The organism is Chryseobacterium sp. MMS23-Vi53 (assembly GCF_047651245.1).
Taxonomy (GTDB): domain Bacteria; phylum Bacteroidota; class Bacteroidia; order Flavobacteriales; family Weeksellaceae; genus Chryseobacterium.
Genome location: NZ_CP180265.1, coordinates 4,269,272 through 4,282,007, shown reverse-complemented (window position 1 = coordinate 4,282,007; position 12,736 = coordinate 4,269,272). Strand labels below are relative to the sequence as shown.

Annotated in this window: 16 protein-coding genes and 1 pseudogene; 11 read left to right on the top strand and 6 right to left on the bottom strand. The window is 34.2% G+C overall.

Going from position 1 to position 12,736, the window contains the following annotated elements; translation table 11 throughout:
- Positions 1-64: 64 nt before the first annotated feature.
- The gene (locus ACKX2A_RS19020) at positions 65-472 is read right to left on the bottom strand and encodes an RrF2 family transcriptional regulator (protein WP_415326502.1); all 408 of its coding nucleotides are present in this window, start codon (positions 470-472) and stop codon (positions 65-67) included.
- A gap of 131 nt (positions 473-603) precedes the next feature.
- Between ACKX2A_RS19020 and ACKX2A_RS19015 the strand changes: the two genes are divergently transcribed.
- From ACKX2A_RS19015 to ACKX2A_RS18965, 11 genes and pseudogenes are all read left to right on the top strand, one after another.
- The gene (locus ACKX2A_RS19015) at positions 604-1,032 is read left to right on the top strand and encodes a DUF4268 domain-containing protein (protein WP_415326501.1); all 429 of its coding nucleotides are present in this window, start codon (positions 604-606) and stop codon (positions 1,030-1,032) included.
- Positions 1,033-1,351: 319 nt separating this feature from the next.
- Positions 1,352-1,498, top strand: a complete 147-nt coding sequence (locus ACKX2A_RS19010; protein WP_415326500.1) for a hypothetical protein — start codon at positions 1,352-1,354, stop codon at positions 1,496-1,498.
- Positions 1,499-1,726: 228 nt separating this feature from the next.
- Positions 1,727-1,984 (top strand): hypothetical protein, encoded by a 258-nt coding sequence (locus ACKX2A_RS19005; RefSeq protein ID WP_415326499.1) that lies wholly within the window; start codon positions 1,727-1,729, stop codon positions 1,982-1,984.
- Between the two features lie 96 nt (positions 1,985-2,080).
- Positions 2,081-2,653, top strand: a complete 573-nt coding sequence (locus tag ACKX2A_RS19000) for a Crp/Fnr family transcriptional regulator (protein ID WP_415326498.1) — start codon at positions 2,081-2,083, stop codon at positions 2,651-2,653.
- A gap of 106 nt (positions 2,654-2,759) precedes the next feature.
- Positions 2,760-3,497 (top strand): SDR family oxidoreductase, encoded by a 738-nt coding sequence (locus tag ACKX2A_RS18995; protein WP_415326497.1) that lies wholly within the window; start codon positions 2,760-2,762, stop codon positions 3,495-3,497.
- Positions 3,498-3,581: 84 nt separating this feature from the next.
- Positions 3,582-4,168, top strand: a pseudogene (locus ACKX2A_RS18990) (zeta toxin family protein).
- A complete protein-coding gene (locus tag ACKX2A_RS18985; RefSeq protein ID WP_415326496.1) occupies positions 4,152-4,298 on the top strand; it encodes a hypothetical protein in 147 nt (48 codons plus the stop codon). Before ACKX2A_RS18990 ends, ACKX2A_RS18985 begins: the two are co-directional and overlap by 17 nt.
- Positions 4,299-4,681: 383 nt before the next feature.
- A complete protein-coding gene (locus ACKX2A_RS18980) occupies positions 4,682-5,521 on the top strand; it encodes an SDR family oxidoreductase (RefSeq protein ID WP_415326495.1) in 840 nt (279 codons plus the stop codon).
- A gap of 451 nt (positions 5,522-5,972) precedes the next feature.
- Positions 5,973-6,887 (top strand): helix-turn-helix domain-containing protein, encoded by a 915-nt coding sequence (locus ACKX2A_RS18975; RefSeq protein ID WP_415326494.1) that lies wholly within the window; start codon positions 5,973-5,975, stop codon positions 6,885-6,887.
- Between the two features lie 51 nt (positions 6,888-6,938).
- Positions 6,939-7,178 carry a hypothetical protein gene (locus ACKX2A_RS18970; RefSeq protein WP_415326493.1) on the top strand — a complete coding sequence of 80 codons (240 nt, stop codon included), beginning with the start codon at positions 6,939-6,941 and terminating at the stop codon, positions 7,176-7,178.
- Positions 7,179-7,181: 3 nt separating this feature from the next.
- Positions 7,182-7,499 carry a type II toxin-antitoxin system RelE/ParE family toxin gene (locus ACKX2A_RS18965; protein WP_415326492.1) on the top strand — a complete coding sequence of 106 codons (318 nt, stop codon included), beginning with the start codon at positions 7,182-7,184 and terminating at the stop codon, positions 7,497-7,499.
- Between the two features lie 32 nt (positions 7,500-7,531).
- On the opposite strand, the gene gldG is transcribed toward ACKX2A_RS18965, so the two are convergent.
- The 5 genes from gldG to kbl all read right to left on the bottom strand — a co-directional run bounded on the left by gldG (position 7,532) and on the right by kbl (position 12,408).
- A complete protein-coding gene (gldG, locus tag ACKX2A_RS18960; protein ID WP_415326491.1) occupies positions 7,532-9,199 on the bottom strand; it encodes a gliding motility-associated ABC transporter substrate-binding protein GldG in 1,668 nt (555 codons plus the stop codon).
- A gap of 4 nt (positions 9,200-9,203) precedes the next feature.
- Complete coding sequence (locus ACKX2A_RS18955; protein WP_415326490.1) at positions 9,204-9,932, bottom strand: ABC transporter permease; 729 nt, start codon at positions 9,930-9,932, stop codon at positions 9,204-9,206.
- A gap of 99 nt (positions 9,933-10,031) precedes the next feature.
- Positions 10,032-10,580, bottom strand: a complete 549-nt coding sequence (locus ACKX2A_RS18950) for a CopD family protein (RefSeq protein ID WP_415326489.1) — start codon at positions 10,578-10,580, stop codon at positions 10,032-10,034.
- A gap of 112 nt (positions 10,581-10,692) precedes the next feature.
- A complete protein-coding gene (locus ACKX2A_RS18945; protein WP_415326488.1) occupies positions 10,693-11,142 on the bottom strand; it encodes a hypothetical protein in 450 nt (149 codons plus the stop codon).
- A 69-nt stretch (positions 11,143-11,211) separates the two neighbouring features.
- A complete protein-coding gene (kbl, locus tag ACKX2A_RS18940; RefSeq protein ID WP_415326487.1) occupies positions 11,212-12,408 on the bottom strand; it encodes a glycine C-acetyltransferase in 1,197 nt (398 codons plus the stop codon).
- Positions 12,409-12,736: the final 328 nt, after the last annotated feature.

Genomic DNA, 12,736 nt, shown 5'->3' with positions numbered 1-12,736 from the left:
AATATCTAATAAAATTATTATCCCACCAAACGAGTAGACTAATAATTCAAAAAAAAGGACTTGGCTAATCCACCAAATCCATTAAAGTTCTTTTTTCTAAAATATTCAACGAAGCATCTCTAACCTCGATCAGTACGTCGTGTAAACCACAATGATCTTCGCTGCAGTCATCACATTTTTCGTAAAAATTTAAGCTTACACAAGGAAGAAGGGCAATAGGACCGTTTACCAGACGAATAATCTTCGCCAGTTTTACGTTTTCAGGATTTTCTTTAAAAAAATATCCTCCTCCTTTGCCTTTTTTACTATCAAGGATGTCCGCTTTTTTGAGTTCAAGCAGAATATTTTCTAAAAACTTCAAAGGAATTTTCTTGTGTTCCGCAATTTCGGAAATAAGAACCGGGCCGTCATTCCTCTTTTCTACAAGGTATGACAGCGCCTTAAAAGCATATTGAGATTTTTTAGACAGCATTACTACAAAAATAAGAAAAAGTTTGGATATAAAGGATGGAAGTTAGAGGATGGAGGATGGAAGTTTTTAAACACCGCGTAACTTCCTGCTTCCAACTTCTGACTTCCAGCCAAAATACTTATTTTTGTCTCATGTTCAGTAAACAAGAAGCACAGCAATTAAAAAAAGAGTTTTGGACGGCTTTCGGAAAGTCATTCCCCAGAAAATGGATTTTGTATGACACGAAGATCAAGGATATGTCGTTCAAATTTTATGCAGATAATAAAAAGGCGGAAGTTTCTTTGGATATCGAAATGAAAGACGAAATTTTCCGAGATGCCTATTATAACAAAATCTGGTCACTGGAAGATATTCTGAAAGATTTTATAGGAGACTTCACAAAAGAAGAATTTTATACTTTGGAAAACGGAAAAGTGATAAGCAGAATTTGGGTTGAAAAACACGGAGTTTCTATTTTCAATAAAAATACTTGGCAGGAAGTTTTTGAATTTTTTGTTGATAAAATGGATGGCTTTGAGAGGTTTTACTACGAATATGAGGATTTTATAAAGGATGTTTAAATTATGAAAATCAGATATTACTGGAGATGCAGAATGGATGTTCCAATGCTAAATAAGAAGCTTCAAATATTTCTGTTAACAACAATCTTGGGAATACAGAAGAATTATTTCAAGCCTTAATCTTTCTTGCGTAAAAGTTGTCTTTTCTGAAAAAAAATGAAACAGAAAAAGATATTGAAACGAAATCAGCAACTGGCTTTTTGCAATCACTCTAAGTGTGAAAAAACCGAAAAGTCTCTCAAAATTATTTCATGTTCAGATTCCACTTCCAATTCTTACAAAATTATCCTGATGAATTGACGAACGTCGATGAAATGGATTGACTTTACTTCACCGAGAAACTATTGCCGGAAATTTAACTTCTGTAGAAGTTATTTTAAAATCAGGAGTTGATTCGGGAGTTAATAAAAACCTTAAAACAAATAACGGAAAAACGGCATTAGATTTTGCAAAACAGCTTAATTGAGAACATATTATTCCCGTTTTAGAAATTTAATTTAAAAAAAAGAAACTATACTACTTTAATATGTATATTGGTGCTAGAAATAAATAACACTATTCTTATGAAAAAAATATTTTCTACAATCATAATATCATTAACCTGCACTGCAAATATTTTTAATGCACAGTCAAAAAAAGAAAAAAATTTGAAGAATATAACAACTATATTCCAACAAGTCCTCTTGGCATACAAATGAAAAAATATTATGATGATACTAAATCAATCATCCTAACTCATGAAAAAGAACTTGGTGAAGAAAATTTAAATATGATGTTAAATTTTAATAAAAACGAATATCGCAAAGCTGTAAAAGATAATGTATGGAGAGATAATTTATCTAAACAGGATAAAGAAACCGCAAAAACTATTTATGCTACTAATTTATCTTCCAAACTTGATTCTTATAAGGTTATCGTCTTAGAAAAATTAGATGATCTTTTAAAAAAATAATACAAAATTATTAAAAAAGAGAAATTGGAAAGTTTCTCTTTTTAATTTTTGTCATTTGACAAATGCAGAAATTATTTCTTTACCTAACTTGCATTCATGAAAGAATTATTTGATTTTATCTTAAGATTCGGAAATCTGAATCAGCAACAAATGGATTTCATTGCAAGCAAGGCAACAGAACTAAGCCTTTCCAGAGAAGAATATTTTTCTGAGGCCGGAAAAATTGCAAAACAGGTGGGATTTGTAGTCGATGGAATTCTTCGTGTGTGCTACTACAACAACAAAAGTGAAGAAATTACAAAATACTTTATTGAAGAAAACAATCTGGTTGTAGATCTTGAAAGTTTTGACAATCAAATATCTTCAACTGCTTACGTTCAGGCGGTGACAGATTGTAAAATGATTGTTTTCCAGAGAAAAGACTGGCTCGAGCTTTTGCAGACCATTGTCGGTTTTGATGCTATTGTTCATAAAATCATTTCACGGGCTTTGATGCAGAAGGTAGAAAGAAGAAGCCCGCTTGTTTCAGAAGACGGAACAACCCGCTATCTGAAATTTTTGGAGATCTACCCTACTGCTGTCAACAGAATTCCGCTTTCTTATGTCGCTTCTTATTTAGGAGTTACACAATCTTCTTTAAGTAGAATTAGGAAAAATATTACATTATAAAATCAATCACCAAAAAACTGTCAACAAAAAAATCCTCTTTTTGCCAAATGACAAATGTCACCTTAATTAATTGACGGAATTTTACATCATCAATTAAAACAAAGAAATGAAAACAGTATTAATTACAGGAGCCAACAGAAGTATCGGCTTCGAAACAGCAAAACAGCTTTCAGGAAAAGGATTATTCGTATATCTGGGAAGCAGAAACCTTGAAAATGGTGAAAAGGCAGTAAAGGAATTAAACGAACTGGGGTTCCAGAATATCAAAGCGATCGAAATCGATACCACCAATACAGAGTCAATCGTAAAAGCTAAAAATATTGTTGAAAACGAACAGGGAAAACTGGATATTCTCATCAACAATGCCGGAATTTTGGGCGTAAATCCACAAACTGCAGCAGAAACTCCAATAGATAATATTAAAGAAGTTTTTGAAACGAATTTTTTCGGAGTCATCAATGTTACGCAAACATTTTTAGATTTGCTTAAAAAATCCGACAGTCCGAGAATCAGCAATATTACTTCTGGATTAGGTTCTTTGACGTTGCACAGCGATCCAACATGGAAATATTACCATGTAAAAGGCGCGGCTTACGGTCCTTCAAAATCAGCTTTGAACGCTTATACAATTGTTTTGGCGTATGAATTAAGAGAATTACCATTCAAAGTAAATGTTATTGACCCAGGTTACACGGCAACAGATTTCAACGGTCACAATGGACCGGGCTCTGTGGAAAGTGCGGCATCATTTATTATTAAACATACACTTACGGACGAGAATGCTCCGACTGGACAGTATTATAGTAATGATATTGAGGATGAGACGGGAATTAGTCCGTGGTAGTTTTTAGTCTTAAAAAATTTAAAGGGAAGCTGAAAAGTTTCTCTTTTTTGTTTCATGATTAAAATAAGTCTTACATTTGTACTGATGAACGAAAAGAATCTTTACATAATTTCCGGATGCAACGGTGCAGGAAAAACAACAGCATCATTTACTATTCTTCCTGAAATTTTAGATTGTAAAGAGTTTGTAAATGCAGATGAAATTGCAAAAGGATTATCTCCTTTCCAACCAGAAAAAGTGGCATTTGAAGCGGGAAGAATTATGCTGGAAAGGATCGATGAGTTATTTAAAAATGATGAAAGCTTTGCATTTGAAACAACTCTGGCAACAAAATCTTATAAACAAAAAATTATAAGAGCTAAAGAGAACGGATACAATACCACGCTTTTATTCTTTTGGTTAAAAAATCCTGAATTAGCAGCCGAAAGAGTGAAAACAAGAGTACTCGAAGGTGGTCATAATATTCCGGCTGATGTAATTGAAAGAAGGTATCATAATGGAATTAATAACCTTTTTAATATATATCTTTCAATTGAGATCAAATATTGATTTTTGATAATTCTGAAGGAAAACATATTTTAATTGCAGAGAAAAATATTAATGAGGAAATTAAAATTCATCATCAGGATAAGTTTAATGAATTAAAACATTATTATGACACAAGAAGCTAAGGAAGAAAGAAAAGTTAAAATTTTGGAGGGGCTGGAAAAGGCCTATGAAAAAATGCTCGATTTCAAAAGAAAAAACAACAGTGACGTTGTAGTTATAAGAGATAATAAAATTATAAGAATAAAACCTTAATAAACTAAAGAGAAGCTGAAAAGTTTCTCTTTTTTTGTTAAATTACAAATTCTCCCCGTCAGAACCTCAGAAAGTCTAAACCAACATCAGTTCTCGTCGTCGGAACTTCCGACGGGGCAAACCTAATTAGATTCTTACCGTCAGAGGTTCAGAAAGTTTAAACCTTTTTAGATTCTCTCCGTCTGAACTTCAGACGATGCAAACCAGTTTTGGTTGAGCCCATCAGACTTTCAGACGACCCCAAAATATTTTCCTGCTGTCTGAACCTCAGACGAAATATCAAATTCACGATTCGATTACATCATTCGTTGATTGAGCTACTTTTCTCATCCGCCATCTTACCATCTTTGTACCATCATTAACAACCAATAAATATTTAAAAAATGGAAACAAAAAAAGTATGGTTCGTGACAGGAGCTTCAAAAGGTTTAGGATTAGCATTAATTAAAAAATTATTAGAACAAAATTACCGTGTAGCCGCAACAACAAGAAATGTAGATGCTCTAATCTCTGAAATCGGAGAAACCTCAGAGGTGTTTTTACCGCTAGAAGTTAGCCTAACTGATGATGAAAATGTAAAATCTGCTATCGCAAAAACAGTAGAGCATTTCGGACAGCTTGATGTGGTGGTGAACAATGCAGGATACGGACAGTTGGGAACTTTGGAAGAGCTTTCTGACAAGGAAGCAAGAGCGAATTTCGATGTGAATGTTTTCGGAACACTGAATGTGATCAGAAATGCAATGCCTCATCTTCGTGAACAAAAGTCGGGACATATTTTCAATATTTCTTCGATCGGAGGATATTCCGGCAACTTTCCGGGATGGGGAGTTTACTGTTCGACAAAGTTTGCAGTAGCTGGTTTAACGGAAGCTTTGGCAGAGGAAATTAAAGATTTCGGGGTAAAAGCGACAGTGGTTTATCCCGGATATTTCAGAACTGATTTCTTAACGAAAGAGTCTGTAAGAACTCCTGAAAACTCGATTCCTGAATACGAAGCGGCAAGAAATTCTGAGCAGGCTCACCTTGATGAAATTAATGGAAATCAACCTAATGATCCTGATAAAGGCGCGGAAGCGATCATCGCCATCAGCGAGGTTGAAAATCCACCGGTGCATTTCTTATTGGGAAGCGGAACAGATGAATATCTGAACAATAAGATCCAGATTATTAAAGGTGATGCAGAGAAATTTAGTGAGTTGACCTTTTCTACTGTGATTTAATTTTTATTGAGCTCAAAATCAATTTATAACGTAACGTCACTTCGAGTAACGGAATGAAATGGAGTGTATCGAGAAGTTTAGTTTAATTGAAGGTTCTCGATACATTTTTCTTCATTTCATTACGAAAAACACTCGAACTGACGTAAACAGAAATCATTAATTAGAGATCCTTCGACTCCGCTCAGGATGACATTTCGCTAATATTAACCGTTTTAATCTAGACGCAAAGTTTTTTACACGTGTCATCCTGAGCTTGTCGAAGGATCTTATAATAAGTTTTAAACCATTAAGATTTTATTTAAGGCGTTTAGGATATTAAGATGAGCTTCGCTTTTAGAGTAGATTTAAAAATCAATTTGATTTTTTTCTTCATTAAACTTAACTTCTTAAATAAAATCTTAATGGTTCAAAATCAATCCAACATTCAAAATAATTAAATAACTTAGTCATTATGAAAAATACGTTTCGTTTTAATTCGCTTTCCGATTTTCATTCTTTCTGCAATCTGCCGAATCCGGAGCATCCGCTGATCAGCCTGATTGATTACAGCAAGGTCCGTTATCCTGTGGATGATACGGAGCTGAAATGGATACAGAATTTTTATTCGATCGGTCTGAAAAGGGACGTGAATGCTAAGTTTAATTACGGACAGCAGGAATATGATTTTGATTCCGGCGTGTTGTGTTTTGTTTCGCCGCTTCAGTTTTTGAGCCTTGAAATGAAACCGGGAATTGAGGTTGAACCGACAGGATATTTATTGCTGATTCATCCCGATTTTCTTTGGGGAACTTCTTTGGCGAAGAAAATCAAGTCTTATGAATTTTTCAGTTATCAAATTAATGAAGCGCTTTTTCTTTCGGATAAGGAAGAAAAAATTATTGTTGATTTGTTTAAAAATATTGAAAAGGAATACCAGACAAACATCGATAAATTCACGCAGGAACTGATTGTTGCCCAACTGGAATTGTTCATGATTTATGCCGAGCGTTTTTATGAGCGTCAGTTTTTTACCCGAAAAAAGTCCAGTCATGAATTGCTGGAAAGATTTGAGGAAGTTCTTTCCCAATATTTTGAAAACGGAAACCTCATCGAAAACGGAATTCCGTCTGTAAAATCCATCGCCGAGCAGATGAATATTTCCCCGAATTATTTGAGTAGTCTGCTACGAATTCACACCCAACAAAATACACAACAGCATATTCAAAATAAATTGATAGACACTGCAAAAGAACGTCTGAGCACAACGAATCTTTCGGTAAGTGAGATTGCTTATGAGCTGGGATTTGAGCATCCGCAGTCTTTTAGTAAGTTGTTTAAGCAGAAGGTGAACCAGTCGCCTGGGGAGTTTAGGAGGTTGTTTAATTGAGAAGCTTTACTTTAAAAATTAATTTGTAATTTTGATTCAAATACATCAGTTGTGGATATTCAAACTAGAAAATTAAATTTAATCACTTATCTTGCTCAACTGCAGGATGAGAGTTTTTTTGATAAAATTGAAGAATATATTTTATCTAAATTGGAAAAAGAAGATCATTCTGAGTTTGTACCTTTCAGCGTCGAAACTTTAATTAGTCGTATTGAAAAATCAGAAGAAGATTTTAAACAAGGTCGATTTAAAAGTCAGGAAGACTTGGAAAACCAATCGGCAAATTGGTAATCTATGAAAATCATTTGGACAGATTTTGCAATTGAAAATCTAAAAATTATTTTTGAATATTACGCAGAGAAAGCCAATAGAAAAGTTGCTCATAAGATTCGAAAGCAAATCCTCTCATCGACAAAACAATTAATTCAAAATCCTCAGTCTGGTCAAATTGAATTGCATCTGGAAAAACTGAATCAACAGCACAGATATATTCTAAGTACTAATTATAAGATTATTTATAGAATAGATCGTGAATACATTGTTATCAATGATGTTTTTGATACAAGACAAAATCCAATTAAGATGATTGATGAAAAACGAAATAAAAAATAAAAAAGAGAAGCCAAAAAACTTCTCTTTTTTATTTATCCAAACTTCCTCTTCCTCAACCAGAAGAACAAACCTCCCAAAATACCGATAATCGCTAAAGGAAGCAGCAAATTAAACCATTGCCAGTAACTTCTTTCTTCGCTGATCAGATATCTGTCGAGAAGCCTTTCTTCGATATTACGGTTTCTTAGTTCCATCAAATTGCTGTCATCCAAAAGATAATCCAGTGCATTTTTCAGGAATTGTTCGTTTCCGAAACGTTCCTGTGTCAAAACGTCCATTCCAAGAGGCATCGGTTTTCCTTTTACGACTTTATTTCTTGCAACATCACCGTCTGCAATCACGATCATTTTATTTTCCGGACTTGATGCTTTAAAACCAGGATATCCTTTTCTCTCAATTCTGGAAGCATAAGCCGAAGTAAATTTCCCTTGCAAAGCGACTGCAAAAATCTTTGGAGTACTCGGTTTTTCCATTTGTCCAAGACTGTCAACCGTATTGATTTCCTCTAAACTCACATAGTTTGGAACCTGCTTCAGCAAAGTTCTTTCACTGGATTCGAAAAGGACCTGTGTCTTGATATTTTTTCTTCCCAATGTATCGATCGACGTTGGAAATTCGAATTTAACAGGGTTGATATTTTTCGTGATCGGATTATCATTTTCTGCAATTCCCAAAGGGAAATACGGCCACGGCTGCGTAGAATATTGTGCATTTCCGGCAACTTCACCCGCGACAAATTTTAGTTTTGCGTATTTCTTTACATCTTTTACCAAAGCCGGGTTGATTCTCAAACCATAGTTGAAAAAGAAATCCGTCAAATTAAGATCTATCGGGAAAGGCATTAGTTTTTCCGATCTCATCAACGTATCCATTTCGGCATTTACGGCATCGATCATCCACAATGTTTTTCCTCCGTTCATGATGTACTGATCCAAAATTACCTTTTCTTCATCTGTGAAGGCTTTTCTTGGTTTTGCAATTACCAAAGCGTTCATCTGTTTCAAAACAGGAACGTCTGCTAAACTTAATTCCTTTTGATTTCTAGGTATGATTGGTCCCGCATCATAATTTTCCAGCGCCAGATTCATGAATCCCTGAAATTCTCCCGGACTCAATTCATCCTGATTCACCAAAACTCCAACTTTCTTGAAGTTTTCATTAGTTGCTATTTTTAATTTTGAAACTAAATTATATTCTAAATTCTCAATCGCCTTTTTAAGCAATTCGTCATTACTCGCATAATTTTGTTCTAAAATAAGCGGAACTGTCACTTTATGTTTCCCGTTTTGAATTTGTGCATACGGATAAATTTCTATCTGCGAAGTTTTCCCGCTTTTTACATCATCCAATACAGAAGGATAAATTCCATGAGACAACAATGTATCTTTCGGAATATTTGTTTTAATCGGATCAATAAACTTAAAATCTATGTTTGAATTCACTTTTCTGAAATTTTCCAACATGAATTTTGTTTCACTTTGAAGCTGTTTAAAATCCGCCGGAAAATCTCCTTCAAGATAAACTTCAATATTGATCGGCTTTTTCACCGATTCCAATACTTTGATTGTGCTTTCGGAAAGCGTATATCTTTTTTCTTTTGTTAAATCTAATCTGATTCCTGAAATCGCAAGAATAACGACCAACGGCAAAATAACATACAGTAAAATTCCGAATGGCGATTTGAATGGTATCTTCTTCATAATTCTACTTCTTTTTAGTGATAAAATGGTTGGACAAAGCTAATGTAACACCGATGATCAGGACAAAATAAGCCACATCTTTAAAATCAATCAGACCTCTGGTAAAGCCTAAAAAGTGCTGATAAAAACCAATATTTTGCAAAAAGAAATCTGCGCCTCCCAATAATTTATAACTTGCCAATTGTTCGATCCCGAAATACATGATGAAACACATGAAAACACCCAGCAAATAAGCCATGATCTGGTTTTGAGAAAGAGAAGAAGCAAGAATTCCGACTCCGGAAAAAGCGGCAATTAAAATTATCATTCCCAAATAACTTCCGAACGTCATTCCCATGTCGATATTTCCTGCCGGAACGCCCAAAACATAGACTGTGTATAGGTAAATCAGGGATGGAATTAAACATAAAATCCCGACAACCCAAACCGATAAGAATTTTCCAAGAACTAAATCAGAGATTTTTAAAGGTTGGGAAAACAGCCAGTTCAATGTTCCGGTTTGTTGTTCTTCCGCAAAAGTTTTCATCGAAAGTGCCGGAATGATGAACATTAATAACCACGGAACCAAAACAAAATAACTTTGTAAAGACGCCTGTCCGATATCAAAAATGTTGGAATCATTCTCGAAAAAAAACAAAAACAATGTAGCTATTAAACTGAAAGCAGCAATGATGATCCACGCGCTCCAATTCCCAAAATAGCTCCAAAGTTCTTTTTTAAAAATTGCAATCATAGTTTTTATTGTAAAAATGTTGATGGTTGATCGTTGCTTGTTGTTTGATGCTTGATGTAAAAACCAACAACTATTAACCAACAACAATCAACCAAATCATTACTTTTTCTTGTTTTTATTTACCAATTTAACGGTCATCATGATTAAAAATACCAGAACGAAAAATCCTGTAATTAATTGCCACCAATACTCAATAACCATTGATTTTAATATGACGGTGAAAACGACCAAGAACAAAATAAAGGTTGCGATTTCGTTCGCTTGTCTTAATTTGATGTTCGCCGTATCTAAAGTATTTCCGTTCAATTCTTTTAATTTTAAAACTTTTTTCCAGCACCAATAGTGGTAAATTGCCAAACCAATCAGGAAAGTGAGTTTTAAATGAAACCAAGGCATTTTCATTAATCCTGAGTTTAAGAAAATCATGACCAGTCCACAAACAGCCATAATCACTCCCGCCGGAACGGTGATGATATTCCATAATCTCCGCGCCATGAAAGTGTATTGCTCTCTTAGAATTCTCTTTTTATCCTCAGAAAATTCATCGGTATCTTTATAATAAACAAAAATTCTCACGAGATAAAAAATTCCCGCAAAATAACTTACCATGAAGATAATGTGTAGTGCTTTTATTATTGTGTAAAGCATTTGAAAAAATAAAGGCAAATATAACGTTAATGATAAAAATATTTGATAGAAAATACAATAAATATTGCTTTTATTGTCTTATGCTCAAGATAAATTTAAATATGCTAAACATTTACATCTTAGAATTACCATTTATATACGAAATACTGTCCGTTTTCTGGTTTAAATAATACGTTTTTTTGTACAAAAGTCTTCCTTCTTTGCTGTAATATTTCCAATCGCCGATATAATACCAATGGCGCTCACTTTTAGAAATATCAAGCCTAGATTGTCCGCTTTCCATCAATTTACCATCAGGAAAATATCGCTTGATCTTAGTAACATCTTTTCTAATTTTATTTTTCTCGTATAATTTATCTTCAAAATAAGTTTTCCAAGTTCCTACTTTCTCTCCTTTTCTATACCTACCTATGGCTATGAGTATTCCATCATCTGCGGAATATTCTTCCCTCCATTTCCCATCTCTTTTCTGAATCTTATCTATTTTTGTATACTGATTCATTTTGGTTTTACAGGAAATCGTTAATAAAATTAAAGAAAATGCGACTAAAAAATTTTTCATAAAAAAACAGGATTTCTGTAAATATAAGAAATCCTGTTTTTATTCTACAAATGTAGAGCTTATTTATTTTTAAGAAATAACTCCCAATTCCTTTCCAACTTTCTCGAAAGCAGCAATGGCTTTATCCAAATGCTCTCTAGTATGAGCAGCAGAAAGCTGTACTCTGATTCTCGCTTTTCCTTTTGGTACAACAGGATAGAAGAACCCGATCACATAAATTCCTTCATCCATCAGCTTTTCCGCCATTTTTTGAGCTAAAGGTGCGTCGTAAAGCATTACAGGAACAATTGCAGCATCACCATCAGGAATATCAAAACCTTTAGATTTCATTTCCGCTCTGAAATATTCTGCGTTTTCCATTACTTTATCACGTAGAGAAGTATCTTCAGAAATCATATCCAAGACTTTCAAAGCGGCACCCACAATTCCGGGAGCCAAAGAATTTGAGAATAAATAGGGTCTAGAACGCTGTCTCAACATATCGATGATCTCTTTTTTACCAGAAGTAAATCCTCCCAAAGCACCACCAAGAGCCTTTCCAAGTGTAGAAGTAATGATGTCTACTCTACCCATAACCTCGTTGGCTTCGTGAGTTCCACGACCCGTTTTTCCGATGAAACCTGTTGCGTGAGAATCGTCAACCATTACCAAAGCATCGTATTTATCAGCCAAATCGCACACTCCTTTCAAGTCTGCAACGATTCCGTCCATTGAGAAAACTCCGTCTGTAACAATAATTTTGAAACGGTGATTTTTTTCAGAAGCAGCAATTAACTGAGCTTCCAAATCTTCCATATTATTATTTTTGTAACGGTATCTTGCCGCCTTACAAAGACGAACTCCGTCGATGATCGAAGCGTGATTCAATTCATCAGATATAATTGCATCTTCTTCTGTAAATAACGGCTCGAAAACACCTCCGTTTGCATCAAAACAAGCCGCGTAAAGAATCGTGTCTTCCAATCCTAAAAAGTCAGCAATTTTTTGTTCCAATTGCTTATGAATATCCTGAGTTCCGCAGATAAAACGTACCGAAGACATACCGTAACCATGAGATTCGATCATATCCTGAGAAGCTTTCATCACCTCCGGATTGTTCGATAATCCCAAATAATTGTTGGCACAGAAGTTCAACAGCTTTTTTCCGTTGGCTTCTATCTCCGCACTCTGCTGAGAAGTAATGATTCTTTCTCTTTTGTAAAGCCCGTCGTTATCGATATTTTGTAGTTCGTTCTGTAAGTTTTCAAGATACTTTTTAGAGATCATTTTAGATAATTTTTTTGATTCGCTAATTTAATAAAATCGGCGTAAACTAACTGCTTTTCTCGTTTTTATTATGACAAACCATTATTTTCAACTTTGTTTAAATTTTTTTGGAGCTTTTTCCCGCTTTCCGCACTCGCTTTTTCTAGGTTTGTCATGCTGAAAACATCTAGACAAGAATCTTTCCAAAATTTCTTCTAATACTACATTTAAATGCTTTCAGCATCACAAATTGAATTTAAAAATAAAGATTTAAATAAAATTCTAACATTTTCACAAATAGTCTACTATTTAAGTAGACTATTTATTATATTTGTTACTTTAAAATCCG

Bases quoted from the DNA above. Each gene is read 5' to 3' on its own strand.
- ACKX2A_RS19020 (WP_415326502.1), bottom strand. From the start codon at position 472: ATGCTGTCTAAAAAATCTCAATATGCTTTTAAGGCGCTGTCATACCTT.
- kbl (WP_415326487.1), bottom strand. From the start codon at position 12,408: ATGATCTCTAAAAAGTATCTTGAAAACTTACAGAACGAACTACAAAAT.
- ACKX2A_RS18955 (WP_415326490.1), bottom strand. From the start codon at position 9,932: ATGATTGCAATTTTTAAAAAAGAACTTTGGAGCTATTTTGGGAATTGG.
- ACKX2A_RS18965 (WP_415326492.1), top strand. From the start codon at position 7,182: ATGAAAATCATTTGGACAGATTTTGCAATTGAAAATCTAAAAATTATT.
- ACKX2A_RS18975 (WP_415326494.1), top strand. From the start codon at position 5,973: ATGAAAAATACGTTTCGTTTTAATTCGCTTTCCGATTTTCATTCTTTC.
- ACKX2A_RS18985 (WP_415326496.1), top strand. From the start codon at position 4,152: ATGACACAAGAAGCTAAGGAAGAAAGAAAAGTTAAAATTTTGGAGGGG.
- ACKX2A_RS19000 (WP_415326498.1), top strand. From the start codon at position 2,081: ATGAAAGAATTATTTGATTTTATCTTAAGATTCGGAAATCTGAATCAG.
- ACKX2A_RS18980 (WP_415326495.1), top strand. From the start codon at position 4,682: ATGGAAACAAAAAAAGTATGGTTCGTGACAGGAGCTTCAAAAGGTTTA.
- ACKX2A_RS18950 (WP_415326489.1), bottom strand. From the start codon at position 10,580: ATGCTTTACACAATAATAAAAGCACTACACATTATCTTCATGGTAAGT.
- ACKX2A_RS18995 (WP_415326497.1), top strand. From the start codon at position 2,760: ATGAAAACAGTATTAATTACAGGAGCCAACAGAAGTATCGGCTTCGAA.
- ACKX2A_RS19015 (WP_415326501.1), top strand. From the start codon at position 604: ATGTTCAGTAAACAAGAAGCACAGCAATTAAAAAAAGAGTTTTGGACG.
- ACKX2A_RS18945 (WP_415326488.1), bottom strand. From the start codon at position 11,142: ATGAAAAATTTTTTAGTCGCATTTTCTTTAATTTTATTAACGATTTCC.
- gldG (WP_415326491.1), bottom strand. From the start codon at position 9,199: ATGAAGAAGATACCATTCAAATCGCCATTCGGAATTTTACTGTATGTT.
- ACKX2A_RS19005 (WP_415326499.1), top strand. From the start codon at position 1,727: ATGAAAAAATATTATGATGATACTAAATCAATCATCCTAACTCATGAA.